General features: G+C 59.5%; 13 protein-coding genes. All 13 read right to left on the reverse strand.

Annotated features, from left to right (window positions below; genetic code table 11):
• Window positions 1–270: 270 nt before the first annotated feature.
• A complete protein-coding gene (locus tag WMO66_RS06120; RefSeq protein ID WP_349135506.1) occupies window positions 271–612 on the reverse strand; it encodes a hypothetical protein in 342 nt (113 codons plus the stop codon).
• The gene (locus tag WMO66_RS14525) at window positions 605–2140 is read right to left on the reverse strand and encodes an ABC transporter ATP-binding protein (protein WP_435387793.1); all 1536 of its coding nucleotides are present in this window, start codon (window positions 2138–2140) and stop codon (window positions 605–607) included. The genes WMO66_RS06120 and WMO66_RS14525 overlap by 8 nt, the downstream gene beginning before the upstream one ends.
• A complete protein-coding gene (locus WMO66_RS06135; RefSeq protein WP_349135507.1) occupies window positions 2127–3119 on the reverse strand; it encodes an ABC transporter ATP-binding protein in 993 nt (330 codons plus the stop codon). Before WMO66_RS06135 ends, WMO66_RS14525 begins: the two co-directional genes overlap by 14 nt.
• 14 nt (window positions 3120–3133) lie before the next feature.
• On the reverse strand, window positions 3134–5074 hold the full coding sequence (locus WMO66_RS06140; RefSeq protein WP_349135508.1) for an ABC transporter permease subunit: 1941 nt from the start codon (window positions 5072–5074) through the stop codon (window positions 3134–3136).
• A 12-nt stretch (window positions 5075–5086) separates the two neighbouring features.
• A complete protein-coding gene (locus WMO66_RS06145; RefSeq protein WP_349135509.1) occupies window positions 5087–6160 on the reverse strand; it encodes an ABC transporter permease in 1074 nt (357 codons plus the stop codon).
• A gap of 402 nt (window positions 6161–6562) precedes the next feature.
• Window positions 6563–8824, reverse strand: coding sequence for an ABC transporter substrate-binding protein (locus WMO66_RS06150; RefSeq protein WP_349135511.1), 2262 nt, complete (start codon window positions 8822–8824; stop codon window positions 6563–6565).
• 322 nt (window positions 8825–9146) lie between these two features.
• The gene (locus WMO66_RS06155; RefSeq protein ID WP_349135512.1) at window positions 9147–10844 is read right to left on the reverse strand and encodes a M3 family oligoendopeptidase; all 1698 of its coding nucleotides are present in this window, start codon (window positions 10842–10844) and stop codon (window positions 9147–9149) included.
• A gap of 46 nt (window positions 10845–10890) precedes the next feature.
• Window positions 10891–12765: a glycoside hydrolase family 13 protein gene (locus tag WMO66_RS06160; protein ID WP_349135513.1), complete on the reverse strand. Its 1875-nt coding sequence runs from the start codon at window positions 12763–12765 to the stop codon at window positions 10891–10893.
• A gap of 1 nt (window position 12766) precedes the next feature.
• A complete protein-coding gene (locus WMO66_RS06165; protein ID WP_349135514.1) occupies window positions 12767–15229 on the reverse strand; it encodes a glycogen/starch/alpha-glucan phosphorylase in 2463 nt (820 codons plus the stop codon).
• A 55-nt stretch (window positions 15230–15284) separates the two neighbouring features.
• Window positions 15285–16721 carry a glycogen synthase gene (locus tag WMO66_RS06170; RefSeq protein WP_349135516.1) on the reverse strand — a complete coding sequence of 479 codons (1437 nt, stop codon included), beginning with the start codon at window positions 16719–16721 and terminating at the stop codon, window positions 15285–15287.
• On the reverse strand, window positions 16718–17836 hold the full coding sequence (gene glgD, locus WMO66_RS06175; RefSeq protein WP_349135518.1) for a glucose-1-phosphate adenylyltransferase subunit GlgD: 1119 nt from the start codon (window positions 17834–17836) through the stop codon (window positions 16718–16720). The genes WMO66_RS06170 and glgD overlap by 4 nt, the downstream gene beginning before the upstream one ends.
• Before the next feature lie 17 nt (window positions 17837–17853).
• Window positions 17854–19041: a glucose-1-phosphate adenylyltransferase gene (locus WMO66_RS06180; RefSeq protein ID WP_349135519.1), complete on the reverse strand. Its 1188-nt coding sequence runs from the start codon at window positions 19039–19041 to the stop codon at window positions 17854–17856.
• A 22-nt stretch (window positions 19042–19063) separates the two neighbouring features.
• Window positions 19064–20962, reverse strand: a complete 1899-nt coding sequence (gene glgB, locus WMO66_RS06185) for a 1,4-alpha-glucan branching protein GlgB (RefSeq protein ID WP_349135520.1) — start codon at window positions 20960–20962, stop codon at window positions 19064–19066.
• Window positions 20963–21675: the final 713 nt, after the last annotated feature.

Here is a 21675-nt window from a genome sequence, read left to right on the forward strand (position 1 = left end):
TTCCTGCAATTTCCAAACCTCAATTTGGAACAAAATCCCTCGCTGACCGCTCTTGCAATTGAATCAGAGGTTCCCTAGGGTATTTCAGCTTGTCGAAAAATGTCCTTCCGGCTCTTTTTTTCTGCAGGCTGCAATCTGTTTTCTCATTTCTGTGCTTCATACATTATTAAAGCGTAATTCCAGCCGTGTGTCAACCTGCAAACGGCCGCAAATGCGCAAAAAACCGCTGCAAAATGGAACACATTTTGCAGCGGCTTGTTGAATTTTGGATCAGAGGGCGCGAAAGATCAGTAGGAGCAGGAAGCCCATCAGCAGCAGAATGCCCAGACAGAGCGGAACAAACGTAAACAGAGCGCTGAAGATCATCGTGGAGACATCGTGCTTTTCCAGCGGGATGCCCTCCTCCGGCGCTTCCTCGGACTCACCGCTGCGCTCCTTCTGGAAGGCGCGGGCCCGGGCGAGCTTTTTGCGGAACATCACGCCGCCCATCAGACTGCGGCGCTCCGGCAGCTCCGGAAACTTCAGTGTTCTTCCCTGCGGCTCGTTCTGCTGGGCGGCCTCAGGCTGCTCGGCATCCTGACGCTCCCCACTGCCCGTCTTGCGCTCACTCATTGGTGTGCAGCTTGTGGTGGCAGGCTACAAAGTGGTTCGGCGTGACCTCCTCCCAGTCAGGGACGACGTGGGTGCAGATCTCGGTGCAGTACTTGCAGCGCGTGTGGAACTTGCAGCCCTTCGGCGGGTTGACCGGGCTGGGGATATCACCCTCGAGCACCGCCAGGTCACGCTTTTCCTCCGTCGTCGGGATGGATTCGAGCAGAGCCTCGGTATACGGATGCATCGGGTGGTCGAAGATCTCCTGTGAGTCGGCAAGCTCGACGAGATTGCCCAGATACATAACGCCGATGCGGTCGGAGATATACTTAACGACCGACAGATCGTGCGTGATGAACAGGTAGGTCAGGTGCTGCTGCTCCTTCAGGTCCTGCAGCAGGTTGATGATCTGCGACTGGATGGAAACGTCCAGAGCCGAAACGGCTTCGTCGCAGACGACAAACTTCGGATGAACGGCAAGGCTGCGGGCAATGCCGATTCTCTGGCGCTGACCGCCGGAGAACTGATGCGGATAGCGATGCAGGAAGTAGGGAGCCAGGCCGCAGTCCTCCATGGTCTGCAGGATCTCCTCATGCATACGCTCGTTGGCCTTCTTGCAGTACTTGTGCGCCAGCAGGCCCTCGCCGATGATGTTAGCGACAGTCATACGGGGATTCAGGGAGGAATACGGATCCTGGAAGATATACTGCATCTGGCAGCGCAGGGTACGGACCTCCGGATAGGTCAGGCGCGCAAGGTCGATGCCGTTATCGAGCAGGGCCTCATGCTTCTGGAACTCGGGATCGGCGGCGTACTTCGCGCGCATGGCGTCGATGCGGGCGTCGACCTTTGCAATCTCGGCGCGGGCGGCCTCGACGAGCTTGTCATGCGCGGCGACCTTCTCAGCCAGCTTGTCAAGCTTGCCCTTGCGGCTGTCATAGCCTCTCTCGCCCGCTTTGAGCTTCGAGAGCTTGAAGGCCTCCTCGTCATAGTTGAGCTTGACGGGGGCGCGCTTCTCGATGGCCTTGTGCAGGTCACAGCAGCGGTCATGGCGCTCGGAGAAGATCTTCATGACCGGGCCGAGGTCCTTGGCGGTGATAAAGCCGCCGATGACATTCACGATGTTCAGATAGGCATCATTTGCAGCCTTCTTCGCAGCCGTGAGATCGTTGTGCATGTGCAGGCGCTTCTGCTCATCGGCAGCATCATAGACCTTCTGCATCTCGTCGCGCTTCTTTTCGAGCGCGGCCATCTCATGCAGGCCGTGGGGCAGATGGCGGATAGTCTTTTCGATATACTCGGGGGCCAGCTCATCACGGGACGCGCCATAGTACATCGTCTTGCCGTCGGTCTGACGGTAGAGCTGCAGCAGCGTGCGTCCGAACGTGGACTTGCCGCAGCCGGACTCGCCGACGAGGCCGACCGTTTCGCCTTCGTAGATATTCAGGCTGATGCCGTCGTTCGCCTTGACGTACAAGCCCTTCTTTTTGCCGACCGGGAAATACTGCCGCAGGTCCGTGATCTTGAGAAGAACATTATTTCTTTCCATGCCGGTCCTCCTTCCGCGGGTAGAAGCAGCGAACCTGCTGCGTCTCGCTGACGTGAATCATCTCGGGCTCCTCATTGAGGCAGCGCTCCGTGGCGTATTTGCAGCGCGGGGCGAACTTGCAGCCCTTCGGGAGCTTGAGGGGGTGCGGCACTGCGCCGGGGATGGCGTCCAGACGCGTATGCGTCGGGGTGCTCAGGCGCGGAATGGAGTTCATCAGGCCCTCGGTGTAGGGATGAGAGAACTCAGCGCCCATGAAGATTGTACCGGCGGGCGCCATCTCCACGACCTGACCGCAGTACATAACGGCCACGTCGTCCGCGATCTGGCGGATAACACCGAGGTCATGGGTGATGAAGATGATCGAGGTGCCGTGCTCTTCCTTCAGATCGTTCATGAGCTTCAGGATCTGCGCCTGGATCGTAACGTCCAGAGCCGTGGTGGGCTCGTCCGCGATGAGCAGCTTCGGCTTGCAGGCCAGCGCCATGGCGATCATGACACGCTGACGCATACCGCCGGACAGCTGATGCGGATACTGCTTGGCGACGATGTGCGGATTCGCGATCTTGACATCGGCCAGCATTTCAATGACCTTTGCGGCAGCCTGCTTCTTCGTCATGCCCTGATGGATAATGAACGGCTCGCTGACCTGACGGGACACGGTGAAGACCGGGTTCAGGCTGGTCATCGGCTCCTGGAAGATGACGGAGATATCATTGCCGCGGACGGAATACATTTCCTTCTCGGTGAGCTTCGTGAGGTCACGGCCCTCGAAGAGAATCTCGCCGCTGTCGATATAGCCGTTGCCGTCGAGCAGCTGCAGGATGCTCATGGCGGAGACGCTCTTGCCGGAACCGGACTCGCCGACGACGCCGAGCGTGCGTCCTGCCTCAACGGAATAGGAAACGCCGTTGACCGCCTTGACAATACCCTTCTTCGTGCGGAAGAAAGTATGCAAATCTTTTAATTCAAGTAATGCCATATCTCTTCCCTCCCTTATTTATCGCGGTCAGACTTCGGATCCATGACGTCACGGAGCGTATCGCCGACGATGTTGATGCAGATACAGGTGATCGCAAGGAAGATCGCCGGGAACAGCCAGCGCCACCAGAAGTTCTTGATGACGGTGGAGTTGTTTGCGCCGTTGAGCATATTGCCCCATGTCGGACGCGGGTAGGTGACGCCGAAGCCGAGGTAGCTCAGCGTGGACTCCGTCAGCATGCAGGTCGCAAAGTCGAGCGTCAGCGTGACGAAGATGACCGAGACAATGTTCGGCAGGATATGACGGAATGCGATGCGGGACTCGCGCAGGCCCATGGCCTTGGCAGCCGTGACATACTCCTGCTCGCGGGCGAGGAGGATCTGACCGCGGACGAGGCGGGCCAGGCCGGTCCAGCTCAGCAGGCCAAGAATGACCATGAGGATGAAGATCTTTTCATTCTCGCTGATGTCCATCTGCGCCATGAGTGCGGACAGGATCATGGCGAACGGCAGGAACGGAATGGCGCCGAAAATCTCGGTGAAGCGCATCAGGAACATATCGACCTTGCCGCCGAAGTAGCCGGAGATACAGCCGATGATGATGCCGATGATCGTGGAGATGATAACGGCGATCGCACCGATGGTCATCGTCATCTTACCGCCCTGAATGATACGCAGTGCAACGTTCGCGCCGTAGTTATCCGTGCCGAAGAGGTAGCCCTTCAGGCCCCACTTGCCCATGAGCTCGTGGTTGGAATCGACTGCGTAGCTCTGGAACGCGCCGCCGAAGATGTCGGACGCGCCCTGTGCGTCGTCGGGGACCTTGCACTGGCCGAGGGTGTTGCTGCCCCAGGAGAACACACGGCCCTCGCTCGTCAGCGCGGTGTAGTGGTAGGTGCCGGAGACAATCTTAACGATCTCCTCGCCCTCATGCAGCTTGGGCATCGCCTTGCTGCTCGTATCGAAGTCACCGACGAAGCCGACGGTGCCGTCATCGAGCAGGGCGCAGACCGTCTTGCTCGTGGCATAGATGCTCGTGATCTTGCGGCCGTTCAGGAACTCGCGCAGGGGAACCGTGGCGGAGCCCATGTTGTCGCGCATCTGATCATACAAGCCGCGCTTGCCGGTGTAGACGGAGTTGCCGTCCGTCACCGCGACGACATAGTTCAGCGTGAAGTCGATATCCGTGAGCTTGCCGTCCAGCGTGGCTACGGTATCGAAGTTCTGATAGGTGTTCTTGTTGCCCCACATATACAGGGTGCCGTCGTTCATCAGGATGGCCGTGGCCTGATAGCCGCAGGTAATCTTCTTGATGTTGGAGGCATCGATGGTGCCGTTGAGGAGCTCGTCCGGCTCGGGAGCGATGTTGGGGTTCACCGCCGGGTCAAAGTAGCCGTACTGGCCGAGCTTGTTTGCGCCCCAGGCGTAGACCTTGCCGTTCTCGCCGACAGCAACGATGTGATCGATACCGGCAGCGACCCAGGCAATCTTCTCATTCTGAACCTCTTCCGGGATATCGGCGACGTCAATGCCCGTCGTGCCGAGGCCCGTTGCGCCCCAGACATAGACCTTGCCCGCGTTGGAAAGGCCGACGGAGAAGCTGCCGTAGCTGTCGATCATCTTGATGTCGTTCTTCAGCTCGCTCGGGACGGAGAGCATGGACATCGTGGGCGGCAGGTTGGCCTGCGTGACTTCGGTATAGGTGTCAGTGTAGGTCGTCATGAACAGCGGGCCGATGAAGACCAGCAGGAACATGGCGATGACCACGCAGAGGGCGCCGACGGCGAGCTTGCGCTCCATAAAGCCGCGGACGATCTGCTTGACCGGGCTGACAATCTCTTCGACGTCGTTTTTGGCTGCGCGCTTGGCCTCGATATCATCGGCCAGGCCCTTGCTGCCGCCAAAGAAGAGGCGGCCGAGCCAGCTGCGCTTCGCGGAGGAATTCTTCTTGCTCATGCTCTTACCCCCTTACTTGTTGACTCTGACGCGCGGGTCGACCAGGCCATAGACAATGTCAATGACAAGGTTGCCGAGCAGCGCGACGACGACATAGAACAACTGCATCAGGATCGTAACATCGTAGTCCGAGGTACGCAGGGACGAGATCATGAGCTTGCCCATGCCGTTGAGGCCGAACATGTCTTCAAAGATCAGGGAGCCCGCAAAGATGCTGGTGAACCAGCCGACGATCATCGTGACGATGGGGATCAGGGCGTTGCGCCATGCGTGAGAATAGATAACGGTCTTTTCCTTGACGCCCTTGGCGCGCGCGGTACGGATGCAGTCCATGGACAGAGCATCGATCATGGAGGCACGGACGTAGCGCGTCATGCTGCCCAGAGAGCAGAACGTCATGGTGATGAGCGGGAGGGCCAGATAGTACATGCGGTCGGTGAACCACTTGAAGCCCTCGTAGCTGCTGCCCGGTGTCTTCATGCCGCTGGCCGGGAACCAGCCGAGCAGAGCGCAGAAGACCCAGATAAACAGAATACAGATAATGAAGCTCGGCAAGCTGTAGCCGATGATGGTAAAGACCTGTGTGAAGCGGTCGAATTTGCTGTTTTTGCGCACGGCGCAGGCGATACCAAGCGGAATGGTGATGGCCAGCGCCAGAATCGTGGCGAAGATGTTGATGAAGATCGTGTTCTTCATCGGAGCGGCGACAACGTTAACTACATCTTTTTTGTACTGATAGGAATAGCCGAAGTTGCCCTGCAGGAGGCCATTGAGCTTGCCTTCCTTGCCAGTGTAGGGGTTATCCGCATAGGGATACAGGCCGACCCAGCGCAGATAGCGGAGGATCATGTTGTTGGTTTCGGTGCCGTAGCTGATCTGATACATTTCGTACCGTTCCTCGAACCACTTGGCCTGTGCCTCGGCGGACATACCGGCGAGCTGCTGCTTCATGGCGACCTGGTCAGCCTTGGCATCGGTAAAGGCGCGGTTGCTCGGGGTCAGGTTGTAGATCATGAAAATCACGATCGACAGGATAAACAGGACCAGGAACATGTAGCCGATTCGCTTGAGAACGTATTTGAACATAAGGTACTCTCCAGTCTGTCGCCCGCACGACAGTAGATTTGGCAGCGCGGGGGAAGAATCGCCCCCGTTGCCATGACGGGGCAATCTGTTTCTGCGCGGGTCAGGATCAGGCTGCGGCGGGACCGCAAGCCGCGGGGATAGGGTGTATCTGAAAAGCCGCTTCTGCACAAGAGCGGATCCGGGAAGAATGCGGCACTCTACCGGGCTGAACCACAGGGCGGGCTTTCAGATACACCCTATGGATAAACATGCGCGCCAGAGGTGATAACTGTGAAAAGAAGTTATTTGACAGTGCGCCGTGATACACAGGGTTTTGAATCCACAATCACGGGACGGGGGCGAACCCCCATCCCGTGATCTCGGATACTTGATGCGTCAGTCAGGCCTGAGGGCCTGCCGCCATTAGCTCAGCCAGTAGATATCGGCCTCGTCCATCAGATAAGCAACGGAGTTGTTCTCATAGAAGGAGGGATCGATGGACCAGTTGTAAGAGTAGTCGTATGCAGCGGAGGTGAAGCCGGTTGCATAGTTGAAGCAGCTGTACATCGGGGTGCCGGAATAGAAGCCGTACACAGCCTGCTGATAGAACTCGTCGAGCATCGGATTGAAGTCGCCCGTGGTCTTCTGGATCACGATACCGGCAGCGGCGATGTTAGCGCCCTGCTCGAAGTCGGTGACCAGCAGATCGGAGAAGGGGTTATCGGTGGTGCCGTACCAGTTGAGGACCAGCGGCATGTAGTAATCGTCGCCGACCTTCGTGGTCACATAAGCGCCGTCGATGGACTTGTAGGTCTTGTCGTTCTCGTCGGCATACTCAGCCGGGATCTTCTTGTAGCGGACGCCCTCAACGTAAGGCTCGCCGTTTGCATCATAGATCCAGCCGTCAGCCTCGAGGACTGCGATGGCGGTATCGGCAGAGGTGTCGTACGCGTTCAGCAGCATGCCGTTGGCAGCAGCTTCCTTGTACATCCAGGAGCCGGCGTAGTAAGCGCCGTCAACAACGCCGCCGTAGCCGCCGGTGAAGGTCTTCGCGAAGGAAGCACGATCCAGGCAGTAGGTGATGGCCTGACGGACAGCAGTGAACTGAGCGGGGCCATAGTCGTTACGGAACTGCAGCTTGCCGTAGCCGGCGCGGCTGTAGTGGGTGTAAACGAAAGCGCCGTTGGAGTTGTCGCAGGCAGCGACAGCCTCGTCGGTCTCGGCACCGCCGGTGATGCCCATGAGGACGTCAACGCCGCCGGACTTCAGATCGTCGAGCTGGGTAGCGGAGACGCTCTTCTTGTAGATGACCTTCGCGATGGAGGGCTTTGCACCTTCGTAGTTGCCGGGGAAGTTCGGGTTCAGGGTCAGGATCGCGGACTTATCGCCCTCGTCATAGGACTCCACAACATACGGGCCGGAGCACGCATAGGTGGTGTCGGTGTTGTTGGAAGAAGCAACGATATGAGCAGCCATGTCGAAGCTGTCGCCGGTCTTGTTGTAGAAGCCGTCGGTGAAGTAGCAGCCTTCGCCGTCGTCAGCGATGTCGTAGTCGCCGCACCACAGTTCCTTGACGAACGGGGAGAAGCCGGCATAGCTGATGGCATAGTAGTAGTTCGCATACTCAGGCTTAACGGTGACGGAGAACTGGTTGTCGGCCAGCAGGCGCAGGCCGGCAAAGGTCTTGGAGACGCCGTCGCCCTCGTTGGTGCCGTCGTAAGCGTTGAATTCCTCAAAGCCGGCCATCGTCAGGCCAGCCTGGCGATCCTTGCCCTCAGCCTCGGAGGCGACGAGGGTAGAGAAGACCATGGGGAAGTACAGATAGTTCTTCGCGGTGACGGGGGTGCCGTCGCTGAAGACCAGACCGTCGTTCAGGGTGATGGTGTAGGTGAGGGTGCCATCCTCATTCTCAACCTTGTCAAGCTGCTTGACGACCGTCTTGTTGACCTCGAAGCCGCCTTCCTTGGTGGTGGCGACAGTTTCCAGGCCGTTGATGAGGTTGTCAACGTGAAGGTCAGCAGCGCTGGGGTTGGAGCCGCCGAAGGGGGAATAGCGGAACTTGCCGGACAGGTCGGTGATGTTGCCGATGATGATGTCGTTGTCGGCCTTCTCACTCGTCCAGTCGATCAGAGCCTTTGCCGGGCCCCAGTACGGGTTCGTCGGATGCTCGTCAACGCCCTTGATCTTTGCGTTGTAAACATCGTAGTACTCGTTGCTGTAGAGGGGGATCTCCGGGAGGAGATAGTTCCAACGGGTCATGTAGTACTTCCACCAGGCGGCGTAGACGTCGTCCTCGGTCTCGTACTGGGAGTTCTCGGGAACAGCGGTCTTGTAGACCATTGCCATGGACAGGAAGTCCATGCCGAGCTCATAGGTCTTGCCCTCGTACTCGACGTAAGCCAGACCGGTGGTCGGATCCTCCTGCACGTCGTCGATCGTGACCTTGTCGCCGATCTCGTCGTACAGCTCGGTGTAATCCTTGCCCCACTCCTTGCCGTTCAGGAGCTGTGCAGCGGACGGCTTGTACTCGTCAGCCGGCTGCTCCTGCGTCTCAGTGGGAGTCTCTTCGCTGCCCTGCGTGGGGGCATCGGTTTCTTCGTCTGGCTTCTTGCAGCCGGCGAACACGGTGACAACCATGACCAGAGCGAGAACCAGAGTCAGAAGCTTGAGAAGATTCTTTTTCATTGCGTTACCTCCTACAAAAATTTGTATATTATGCTGTGATATTCACAGATAATATCGAGCAGAGCACTTGTGTCCGCATGCAGCGGACAACCCTTGGATGCTTTCTGAAAAGTTTGGTAATACTATAGCACAATTCCCTTGCAGAATCAACAAAAAAGAACGAATTTTTTTCCCTTTGAAAATCTTCTGTGAATTTTTATAGCAGACTGGTGGATAATTTTTTTGATTTCATGAAATGTTCACAAGATACGCGCATTCTGACACGACCTGCCGAAAATCACGTTTTCTGTCATCCACCGCAAGCGGAACCGCGCAAAAGCATTCAGGCCTCCACCGGGGCATGCGCCTTGAGCCAGTCGCGGATACCGGAGCCGATCTCGCGGATGCAGCCGTCCTCGTACGGTATACGCAGACCGACGCTTTGGCACAAATCGGCGAACGTCTTTGTTCCCGCCTGGTCGACAAAGGCCAGATATTTCTCCCACGCTGCCTTGCGGTCCTGCAGAGAGAGCGTCCAGACCTGGAACGCGACCGTACCTGCCATACAATAATCAATATAGTACAGCGGATTGAGATAAATGTGCGGTTTCCACTGCCAGTGGGCGTAGCGGCCGTAGAAGGGCAGGCCGTCCATGCTCAGCCAGGGGCGGTACTTCTTCTCGAGCTTCTCCCACACGCCGTGGCGCTCATCCGGCGTCAGGTCCTCATTTTCATACATCAAATGCTGGAATTCATCCACCATGCAGCCATATGGGATAAAATCGAGGCTGTCTTCACAGTGGGCAAGCTCGTATTTTGCCGTTTGCGCGCCGAAGAAATATTTATGATAATCCTGCGTCAGAAATTCCATGCTCATGGAGTGGCATTCGCAGGCCTCGATGGTCGGTTCGCGCAGGTCCGGGTAGATATCGCTGTTCATTGCGCGGTAAAATGCGAAGGCGTGACCGGCCTCGTGAGTCAGCACATCGACATCTCCGGCTGTGCCGTTAAAGTTCGAGAAGATAAACGGAGCCTTGTATTTTTCAAACATCGTACAGTAGCCGCCGGGGGCCTTGCCCTCGCGGGAGAGCACGTCGAGCAGCTCGTTGTCGTAGAGGAAGTCGATGAATTCCTTCGTCTCCGGGCTGAGCTCCTCATACATTCTGCGGCCTGCGGCGAGGATCTCCTCCGCCGTGCCCTCCGGGGTTGGGTTGCCGTCCGGGAAGCGGAACTTGTCGTCGTAAATGTGCAGGCGGTCGACGCCGATGCGCTTGCGCTGGGCCTCCTTGACCTCCGCAATGACGGGGACAAGATCGTTTGCGATCTGGTCGCGGAAGGCCGCCAGCTCCTTCTGTCCATAGCAGTTGCGGCCGAGGCGGTCATAGCCGAGCTGAATGAAGTTCGGATAGCCAAGCATGCGGCCCTGCGCATTGCGGTTGTGGACGAGCTTGTCATAGATCTCGTCCAGCTCCGCGCGGTTCGCATCAAAGGCCTTGCCCTCGGCCTCGTAAGCGGCGCGGCGTACGGCGCGGTCGGCGCTGACCTTGTACTTGCCGAGCATCGGCATGGGCATGGTCTTGCCGTCAAATTCCACGGTCATGTTGGCATAGAGCTTCTGATAGCGGGACGTCAGGCGGTTTTCCTCCTGCATAAGCTCCACAAGCTCCGGCTTGAAGCTGCGGCGGCTGATCTCGAGCTTCAGGAACAGCAGGCTGCCGTAATGGGCCTCCAGCTCCGGGCGGAACTTCGAGTCCAGCATGGCCTCGTTCAGGCGCTGGAAATAGACGCTCAGCTGGGGCCAGCTCTCGTCGAAGAACGTTGACTCGGCGTCATAGAATTCATCACGCGTGTCGATGGTATGGCGGGCATTGGCAAGGCTTCCCATCGTGTTGAACTCCACGGACAGGTCCGTAACGCGGTCGTACTGCGCGATCTGCTCCTGCGCGCTTTCGGCAGCGAGGAAGGCCTCGGTGCAGGCCGTCAGGTTCGCCTTCATGGCTTCCAGGTCGGGACGGGAATAGGGCATTTCAGAAAACTTCATGGGATCGCTCCTTTCGTATCGTTTGGGGTGTCGCCGGGAGATATTTCTACTCTATAGAGATATGCGCTTCGGGATCCGACGGTTCCAGCAGGCAGAAGCCGCCGCGCATCAGGACAACCTCACCCGTGGGCGACGGCGCCGCGCTTTCGGCAAAGCGGACGCGGCCTGCAGGCAGGACCCACTCCCCGATGGAATGGTTCACGCACACGACGACGCGCTCGCCTCCAATCGAGCGGGAAAAGGCGATACGGCCGTTTCCGGCGGCCAGCACGCGCAGGCCGCCGCGCCGCAGGGCCTCGCTGCTGCCGCGCAGGGCGGTCATCATGCGGTAATAGGCCCGCAGCTCCCCGTCCTCGCGGCCCCATGGATAACAGGTGCGGCAGAACGGATCCTCAAAGCCCTCCATCCCGGCCTCGTCGCCGTAGTAGATGCACGGCATACCGGGCAGTGTAAACTGCAGGAAGGCCGCCATGCGCAGCCGCATCAGGGCGGTCTTGCGCTGCACCGGCGTCATGCGGCGGTGCGCCCGCTCGTCCTTCGTGCCGCGGAACGGCTCGCCCAGCACGGTCAGGATGCGCGGCGTGTCATGCGTGCCAAGGTGGTTCATCACGCAGGAGAGCACCTCGGGCGGATAATTCTCCGCCAGCGTCATCAGGCTTTCGCCCAGCGCCGTGCCGTCGTCCGCATCCGTCAGGAAGGCCACGATGGCGTTGCGCCACGGGTAATTCATGACGGAATCCAGCTCGCCGTCGACAAAATAGCGGCGGGAAACGCCATAGGCACGCTTGTTCGACGCGTCCTCCCAGACCTCGCCGAGCAGCAGGCTCTGCGGATCGATCTGCCGCATCCGGCGGCGCAGGCGGCGAACAAATTCATCCGGCAGCTCGTCGACGACGTCGAGCCGGAAGCCATCCGCTCCGAGGCGCAGCCAGTGGGCGATGACGGAGTCCTCATCCTCGATAATATAATGGAGATACGTCTCGTCCAGCTCCTCGACGCACGGGAGCGTGCGGATGCCCCACCAGGCCTCGTAATCGTCGGGATAACGGTGGAAGCGATACCAGCGGCGGTACGGCGAATTCGGGTCGGACGCCGCGCCGTGGCCAAACACATGCTTCGCGTCAAAATAGACGCTGTTGCTGCCCGTGTGGGAGAACACGCCGTCGAGAATGACGCGCATGCCGCGCGCATGGGCAGCGTCACACAGGGTGCGGAAGTCCTCCTCCGTGCCGAGCATGGGGTCCGGGCGGCGATAGTCGGCCGTGTCATAGCGGTGGTTCGACCACGCCATGAAAATCGGGTTCAGGTAGAGAACGCCGACGCCAAGCTCCTGCAGATACGGCAGCTTTTCGCGGATGCCCGCGAAATTTCCGCCGAAGAAATCGTTGTTGCGCACCTCGCCCTGCGCATCGGGGCGGTACTCCGGCAGCTCATCGGGGCTTTCGTGCACCCAGAACGGCTGGAGCTTATAGGTCAGGTCGCAGCTTCCGCTGCGGGCAAAGCGGTCAGGGAAGATCTGGTACATCACGGCGCCCGGTGCAAAGTCCGGCACCCGGAAATCGGCCGGAATGACGCTGAGCTGCCACTTCTCCCCTGCCTCCATATTCGTATCGCTCCCCTGACGGAACAGGCGGAAGCTGCCACCGCCGCGCTTGTCGATGCGGAACCAGTAAAAATGCAGCCCGGTCTCCTGCCGCGTGAATTCCAGACGCCAGAGCTCATAGCCGTCCTCGCCGCGCGAGGCGAAGGAAAACGGCAGCTCGGCGCACACAGCGTGCTCGCTGTCCTCCAGCATCAGGCGGACGCCGGAGGCGCCGACCTCCGTCGGGATGCGGATCTGCAGAACGCAGCACTCCCCCGTCCGGAGCGTTCCGAACGGGGTCTTGTACTGCGTCTGACGGCTGTCAAACAGGATACGCATCTCAGTCGAGATTCCAGATCTCGTCCGCGTATTCCTTGACGGCGCGGTCCGAGGAGAAGATGCCGGCCTTGGCGATGTTGATGAGGGACATGCGGGCAAAGCGCTGCTTATCCTGATAGACCGCGGCGACATCGCGCTGCGCGCGGGCGTAATCCTGGAAATCGGCCAGCGTCATATAGGGGTCAGCCGTGCCGAAGCGGTTCGTGAGCAGCGAATCGACCAGATCGTCGAAGCGCTGGCCGAGCACGCCGGACGTGAGCATATCGAGCACGGCCTGCAGCTCCGGCGTGATGAATTCCGTCGGATGGTAGCCGCGCTGCCACAGCTCCTCGACCTCATGGGCCTTCATGCCGAAGAGAAAGATGTTCTCGTCGCCGACCTGCTCGTGGATCTCGACGTTCGCGCCGTCGAGCGTGCCAATGGTCACGGCGCCGTTGATCATGAGCTTCATGTTGCCGGTGCCGGAGGCCTCCTTGCCCGCGATGGAGATCTGCTCAGAGATATCGGCGGCCGGGATGATGATCTCCGCAAGGGAGACCTTATAGTCCTCGAGGAAGACGACCTTCAGCTTGTCGTTGACGTCCGGGTCGTTATTGATGAGCTTCGACGCAGCGACGATGAGGCTGATGATCTGCTTGGCGCGGATATAGCCCGCGGAGGCCTTGGCCGCGAAGATGAACGTGCGGGGCATGAAATCGCCGTGCGGATTGGCCTTGATCTGGCGGTAGAGATACAGAACATGCAGGATGTTGAGCAGCTGGCGCTTGTACTCATGCAGGCGCTTGATCTGGATATCGAAAATGGAATCCGGGTCGACGCGCACGCCGTTCTGGTTCTCGATGAGAGCGGCGAGGCGCTCCTTGTTCTTGCGCTTGATGGCCATGAGGTCCGCAAGCACCTTTTCGTCATTCTGATACGGCAGGAGCTTTTCGAGTGCGCGGGCATCCCGCAGGAAGTCGCCGCCGATGAGCTGCTTGAGATAATCCGTCAGCAGCGGATCGGACTGGCACAGCCAACGGCGATAGGCAATGCCGTTCGTCACGTTCAGGAAGCGCTCCGGCGTGATCTGGCAGTAGTCACGGAAGATGCCGTTGCGCAGGATGTCCGTGTGCAGCTTGGAAACACCGTTGACCTTGTGGCAGGCGGCAAGGCAGAGGTTCGCCATGCGGACCTCGTTGTTCGCGATGACGGCCATATAGTTGATCTTGCCCCAGTCGTTCGGGTAGACCGCGCACAGGTGCTCGATGAGGCGGCGGTTGATCTCCTGGCAGATGGAGTAGACGCGCGGCAGCTGCTCGCGGAACAGATCGACGTTCCAGCGCTCGAGGGCCTCGCTCATAACGGTGTGGTTCGTATAGGACAGCGTGCGGCAGGTGATGTCCCACGCCTCGTCCCAGCCGAAGTCGTGCTCATCGATGAGCAGGCGCATCAGCTCCGGCACACACAGGGCCGGATGGGTGTCGTTGATGTGGATGGCGACCTTTTCCGGCAGGTTCGTGTAGGTGCGGTATTTCTTATAGTGCTTCTTCAGGATGCTCTGCAGCGAGGCGGAGACGAGCAGGTACTGCTGCTTCAGGCGCAGGCGCTTGCCCTGAATGTGGTCGTCTGCCGGATAGAGGACCTTGGAGATGGTCTCGGCCATGGCGTTGCGCTCCAGCGCGCGGACATAATCGCCGCGGGAGAACGCGGCCATATCGAAGCTCTGCGGCAGCTTGGCGCTCCACAGGACAAGGCGGTTGGCGGCATCGCTGTCATAGCCGGAGATATACATGTCATACGGCACGGCCATGACGGAGCTGTAGCCGACCTGCGCGACCTTGAAGCGGTCGTTGTCCATCCACTCGCGGACCTCGCCGCCGAACTTGACCTCCACGGCGTCGTCCTCGCGGGCCTGCAGCCACACGTCGCCCATCTCGAGCCAGTTGTCCGGGAATTCCATCTGCCAGCCGTCGACGATCTTCTGCTTGAAGATGCCGAATTCATAGCGGATGGAAAAGCCGGTCATCGGGTAGTCCATGCCGGTCGCGGCATCCATATAGCAGGAGGCCAGACGGCCAAGGCCGCCGTTTCCAAGGCCGGCGTCGGGATCGATGGCGTAGATCTCATCGATGTCGAAGCCTGCATCAGCCAGTGCCTTGCGGAACTCCGCCTCCAGCCCGAGGTTAAAGAGGTTATTGCGCAGGCTGGTGCCGACCAGGAACTCCATCGACATATAATAAACTTCCTTGCGCTCCTTTTCGGTGCAGCGGTTGCCGAAGACGCGGTTCTTCTCCGTCAGCAGCTCGCGGACGCTGATGCACAGCGCGCGATAGACCTGCTTCTGGGTGGCGTCGGCAAGCTCGCAGCCGAAGATGCGGCGCAGCGTGTCGTTGAGCAGCTCCGTGGGCTGAATGGCGCGCTCGGGACGGGCGTCATTCTCCGCAAGCTTCTGGATCTTCTGTTTGGAATTTTGCTTCTTGTTCATGGGGCCTCCTAAAGTTTTCCGTAATTCCGGAATCAGCGTTTGAAATCATGATTTATTACTGCTTGCCGTAGAGCAATTCGCTGTACAGCTGCATATATTCGTTGGCCGGGACCTGCCAGCTGAAGTCACACTCCATATCATGGCGGGCCAGCCTGTTCCAGGCGTCGCGGTCGCCGTAATACAGGCCCGCTGCGCGGTCGATGGCGCCGAGGAAATCATCGGCGTTGTAGCTCTGGAAGGTAAAGCCGCGGCCCTCACCCGTTTCGGGATTGTAGGGCGGGACGGTGTCGCGCAGGCCACCGGTCGAGGCGACGATGGGCACGGTGCCGTAGTGCATGGCGATGAGCTGGGACAGGCCGCAGGGCTCGGACTTTGACGGCATGAGATACATGTCGCAGCCCGCATAGACACGGGAGGCGAGCGCCGGGTCGAAGCACAGCCGGACGGCGATGCGGCCGGGATACTGGCGAGCCAGCGCGCTTAGGGCGTACTCATACTGCTTTTCGCCCGTGCCGACGATGACGAGCTGGATCTCGCGCTCCATCAGGCGCTGGCCGATGTAGCACAGCAGGTCGATGCCCTTGTGCCCGGCCAGGCGCGTGACCATGCCGAGGATGGGAGCGTCCGTGTCGGTGCTCAGGCCCATCTCCTCGCGCAGGGCGCGCTTGTTGACCCATTTGCCGTTCATATCGGCGGCGGAATAGTTCGCGCTCAGGGCGCAGTCCGTCTCGGGGTCAAAGACATCGGTGTCGATGCCGTTCGTAATGCCCCACAGCCACGCATTGCGCAGCACGCCGTCGAGGCGGTGGGCATAGTACGGATAGCGCAGCTCCTCGGCATAGGACTTGGAGACCGTCGTGACGATGTCCGAGAGCTCGATGGCGCCCTTCATCATGTTGATCGCGCCGTCAAACGTCAGGCTCGCGCGGTATTCATCCGGCAGGCCGAGAATATTGTCGAAGAACGACGCATCGGCCCAGCCCTGATACTCCACGTTGTGGATGGTAAAGACAAGCTTCGTCTGCGGGCACCAGTCATGGTACAGCGCGCGCAGATATACCGGCGTCATGGCCGCCTGCCAGTCGTGGCAGTGCAGGATATCGGGCTTGAAGTCGAGGAAGTACAGCGCGGCCATCACGGCCTTTGAGAAATAGGCGAAGCGCTCACCGTCGTCGAAATCGCCGTAAACGGTGCTGCGCGCGCCGAAATAGTAGTCGTTGTCGATGAAGTAGACCTGCAGCTTCTTGCGGCGGGACTTCAGGCGCAGGATGCCGACATAGCTCTCGCGCCACGCCAGCTCCATGGAGAAGGAGCCGACCTGCTCCGTTTCGACGGCCGGATTCTCCTTGATGCGCTTATAGTACGGCAGGAACAGGCAGATCTCGTTGCCCTTCAGCTTGGACAGCGCGTTGGGAAGCGCCTGCATCACGTCGCCCAGGCCGCCCGTTTTGACGAACGGGGCAGCCTCGGAGGCGACCATTGCGATCCTCATACGACCTCTCCTCTCTTGAACACCAGCGGATGATCCATGGTGCCGCGCAGCACGGCGCCCGGACGGACGACGACGTCCATATCCATGATGACGCACTCCAGATCGGCACCCTCGCCGATGGTGCAGCGCTGCATGATGACGCTGTTGCGCACGGATGCGCCCTCGCCGAGCTTCACGCTGCGGAACAGGACGGAATTGACGGCGGAGCCCTCGAGCACGCAGCCGTCTGCCACGACGCAGTCGTCGATCTCGGAATGCTCGCCGTAGTAGGCAGGCACCTCGTCGCGGACCTTCGTGTAGATCGTCAGGTCCTCGCGGGCGAACAGGCCATGGCGGATCTCCGGGCGGATGAGGGCGAGGCTGTTGTGGAAGAACTCCGTCGTGCTCTCGTTGAACAGTGCCACGCCGTCATAGCGGTAGGCGTTGACCTTCATGCCGGTCTCCGCAAAGCCGTGCATGACAAGGTCGCGCTCGAAATGGTAGCGGTTGTGGGCCACGGCCTCCGTGACCTCACGCATGAGCAGCTCGCGGCGGATGACGAACAGGCCCATGGAGGCAAGATACTGCTCGCCTGCGCAGTAGTCGACGGCCACGTCCGTCACGCGGTCATCCGCGTCGACCTTCACGGCCAGATCGAGCTGCTTCTGCCCGTTGCAAATGCCGTCCTTCACCACGACGGTGACGTCCGCGCCCGAGGCGGCGTGGGCCTCGACGATCTTTTCCAGATTGATGGCGCACAGCACGCCGCTGTCGGCCAGAACGACATATTCCTCCGTGGAGATTTTCAGGAAATTCATGGCGGAATCCAGCGCCTCGAGCTTGCCGCGGTAGCTGCCGTTGTGGCCCATGGCAAACGGCGTCAGGAATTCCAGGCCGCCCTCACCGAGCTCGAGGTCCCACTCCTGCCCGGAGCCGATGTGGTTCATAAGGGACTGATAATTATACTTCGTGATGATACCGATATGGCGAATGGCAGAATTCGTCATGTTCGACAGGGAGAAATCGATCTGACGATAGCGCCCGCCGTAGGGCAGGGATGCCATGGTGCGCTTGTTCGTCAGCTCGCCGAGGGAGCTGTCATAGATGTTCGCAAAGATGATGCCCATCGTAGTCATGGTTCTTGTCCTCCCTCTCAATAGATCTCGCCCGGCTTGATGGCGGTGTTCTCGGCAATGGTCTTGGCCTTTCCGACCACACTGATCTTCTTTTCCTCACCGGGGGCGAACGAGCCGCCGATCACCGCGCCGCGGCAGATGCGGCAGTCCTCGCCGATGATGGCGTGGCGGATGATGACACCGGACTCGATGTGGACGTTCGGCATGATGACGCTGTCCTCCACGATGGCGCCGGAGTCGACCGTGCAGCCCGTGGAGATGATGGAGTGCGTGATGGTGCCATAAATTTCGCAGCCCTCGGCGATGAAGCAGTTCTTATTCTTCGACTCGCGGGCGATGATGCTCGACGGCATGGCGTAGTTCCGGGCATAGATGCGGTTGCCCTTCTCGCCGTAGAGGTTGAAGGCGGGGTTCTTGCCCAGCAGATCCATATTGGCCTCCCACAGGGAGCTGATCGTGCCGACGTCCTTCCAGTAGCCCTGGAATTCATAGGCGAACAGGCGGTAGCCCTCGTTCAGAATGGCGGGGATGACGTTCTTGCCGAAGTCGTTCTCGGAACGCGGGTTCTCCTCGTCCTCGATGAGGAACTTTTTCAGCACGCTCCACTTGAAGATGTAGATGCCCATGGATGCGTTCGTGCTCTTCGGATGCTTCGGCTTCTCCTCGAATTCGTAGATGGAGCCGTCCTCCCGGGTGTTCATGATGCCGAAGCGGCTGGCCTCGGCCAGCGGGACCGTGCGCACGGCGATGGTGCAGTCGGCCTCCATCTGCTCGTGGTAGCGCAGCATGGCGGCATAGTCCATTTTATAGATGTGGTCGCCGGAGAGGATGATGACATCGTCCGGATCATAGCGCTCGATGAAGGCGATGTTCTGATAGATCGCGTTCGCCGTGCCCTTGTACCACTCGGATTTCTTGCTCTTGGCATAGGGCGGCAGGACCTGCACGCCGCAGTGGCTGCGGTTCAGACGCCACGGCTGGCCGTTTCCGATGTACTCATTGAGCTCGAGCGGCTGATACTGCGTCAGCACGCCGATGGTGTCAATGCCGGAGTTCACACAGTTGGAGAGAGGAAAATCGATGATGCGATACTTACCGGCGAACGGGACCGCAGGCTTTGCCGTGTTCTCCGTCAGCACCATCAGGCGGCTCCCCTGCCCGCCCGCCAGCAGCATCGCGACGCAGTGCTTTTTCTGGAAGTTCATGGTCATTTCTCCTTCTCATCATTCAGGATTTTGCCGTTTTCTTGCGCGGGGCTGTCTTTTTGCGGTAGAAGGCCACGGAGAGCGGCGCGAGCGTGAAGCTGCCGGAGAAGGGCAGGCCGTGCAGCGGCTCCTTTTCGGCCGTCACAACGGGAAGCTCCGTTCCCTTGCCGCCGTAGCGGACCTCGTCACTGTTGAAGACCGCCTCGTATTCGCCCGGCTTCGGCAGGCCGAGGCGATAGTCCGTCCGGGTGACCGGGCAGAAGTTGCAGATCACGATCAGCTCGCAGCCGCGGCGATCGATGCGGCGGAAGGCGATAACGCTGTTGTCGCGGTCGTCGGCGGAGATCCACTGGAAGCCGTTCCAGTCGGAATCGTTGTTCCACAGGCTGCTGTGATCCAGATAGAAATGATTCAGATCGCGCACATAGTCCTGCATCTGGCGATGGCGCTCATAGTCGAGCAGGAGCCAGTCGAGCTGCTGTGCGTAATTCCACTCGATAAACTGCGCAAATTCGTTGCCCATGAAGCTGAGCTTCTTGCCGGGGTGGCCCATCATGAAGCCGTAGAACACGCGCAGGTTGCTGAACTTATCGTCATATTCGCCCGGCATCTTGTTGATAAGGGAGCACTTGCCGTGCACCACCTCGTCATGCGACAGCGGGAGAATGAAGTTTTCGGAATAGGCATACGTCATGGAGAACGTCAGGTCGTTGTGGCTGCCCTTGCGGAACAGCGGATCGAGCGACATATAGTGCAGCATGTCGTTCATCCAGCCCATGTTCCACTTGAACAGGAAGCCGAGGCCGCCGTCGTAATCCGGCTTCGTCACGAGCGGGAAGGCCGTGGACTCCTCGGCCGCCGTGATGGCACTGCGCCGCACGGAGAACACCGCGCGGTTGAGCTTGCGCAGGAAGGCGATGGCCTCGAGGTTCTCCTTGCCGCCGAACTTGTTCGGGTGGTACTCGCGGCGGCCGTAGTCGAGGTAGAGCATGGCGGCCACGGCGTCGACGCGCAGGCCGTCGATGTGGTACTGCTCCAGCCAGTACACGGCGTTCGAGATGAGGAACGACTGCACCTCGCCCTTGCCGAAGTCGAAGATGCGGGTCGTCCAGTCGGGGTGCTCGTTCATGAGCGGGTCTTCCAGCTCATAGCAGCAGGTGCCGTCGAATTCATAAAGGCCGTTCTCGTCCTTCGGGAAGTGGGCCGGGACCCAGTCGAGCAGCACGCCGATGCCGGCCTCGTGGCACTTGTCCACAAAGCGCATGAGCTGCTTCGGCTCGCCGTAGCGGAACGTCGGAGCATAGTAGCCCGTGACCTGATAGCCCCACGACGGCTCATAGGGATATTCGGACAGCGGCATGAGCTCGATGTGGGTGTAGCCCATGTCCTTCAGGTAGGGCACGAGCTCATCCGCCAGCTCGTCGTAGGTATAGAGGCTGCCGTCCGGCTTGCGCCGCCACGAGCCGAAGTGCATCTCATAGATGTTCATCGGGCAGTTGAGCAGCTTACGCTTGCCCTGCTTGCGGCGGTAGTCGGCATCGCCCCAGGTATAGCCGTCCAGCGTACAGATACGGCTCGACGTGTCGGGCAGCGCACAGTTGCGGAAGGCATAGGGATCGGATTTATAGACGGCGGAGCCGTCGCGGCGGCGGATATAGAATTTATAGGCGTCGCCCTCGCGCGCATAGGCGGAAAAGGCCTCCCAGATGCCGTATTCGACGAGCGTCATCGGCAGGTCCTCGGTGTTCCAGAAGTTCCAGTCGCCGGTCACGCTGACGCCCTGCGCCCGCGGGGCCCAGACACGGAAAACATAGCCGTGGACTCCGTCGCGCTCTGCGGCATGGCAGCCCAGGAAGGTATAGGCGCGCAGCTCGTCGCCGAGAGAGAAACGTTTGAATGCATTATGCAGCGTCTGTTCCATGGTGATCTCCTTCTTTGCTCAGCTTGCGGGGATACGGGAACCTCTGATTGCATCAGAGCTTCCTTAAAATCATCCATCCATGCTTATTATACAACATTGCACAAAAATTTCAACTGTTCCGAAAAATTTCTGGCGCGTTTGTCGGTTTTTCCTGCGATGTTATTCTTTTTGTAGGCTTTCCGCCCATTGTACGCCGTTTTGGCCGCAAAACATGCGGAAAATGGGGGTTTTCCCGGACAGCGCCGCATTTTTCCCGCCCGCAGGACGTAAAATCCGCGTAAAACGGGGTGTCAGGCATTTGCAGTTCGTACAGGGCAACGATAAAAACGTACAAGCCGATTGCGTCTGTAGGGCGTTCCCTGAGCGCCATTGGCAACTGCAAGTATTGGGACGATAATTCGGCGGCATGAGGCTTTCAAATTTGTCATTGCGAGGAGCGAAGCGACGTGGCAATCTCGGGAAGGCACTCGCAGGTTGTACAGGCCGCCGTTGAAACAGCATGCACCGATTGCGTCTGTAGCGGCGGTCAGTGACCGCCTGGTAAGCACTAACAGCCGGTACACGGCATCGTTAAAATGGTGAATGCCCCCGAATTGTCATTCCGAGGAGCGAAGCGACGTGGGAATCTCGCAGTGCCCAGTCCGATAACAGGGCAGCCTCGGCGAAATCGTAACTGCCTCCCCGAGATTGCCGCGGGGGGGGGGGGGGGGGGG

Source organism: Faecousia intestinalis (genome assembly GCF_040096185.1).
In the GTDB taxonomy this organism is placed as follows: Bacteria; Bacillota; Clostridia; order Oscillospirales; family Oscillospiraceae; genus JAZOXB01.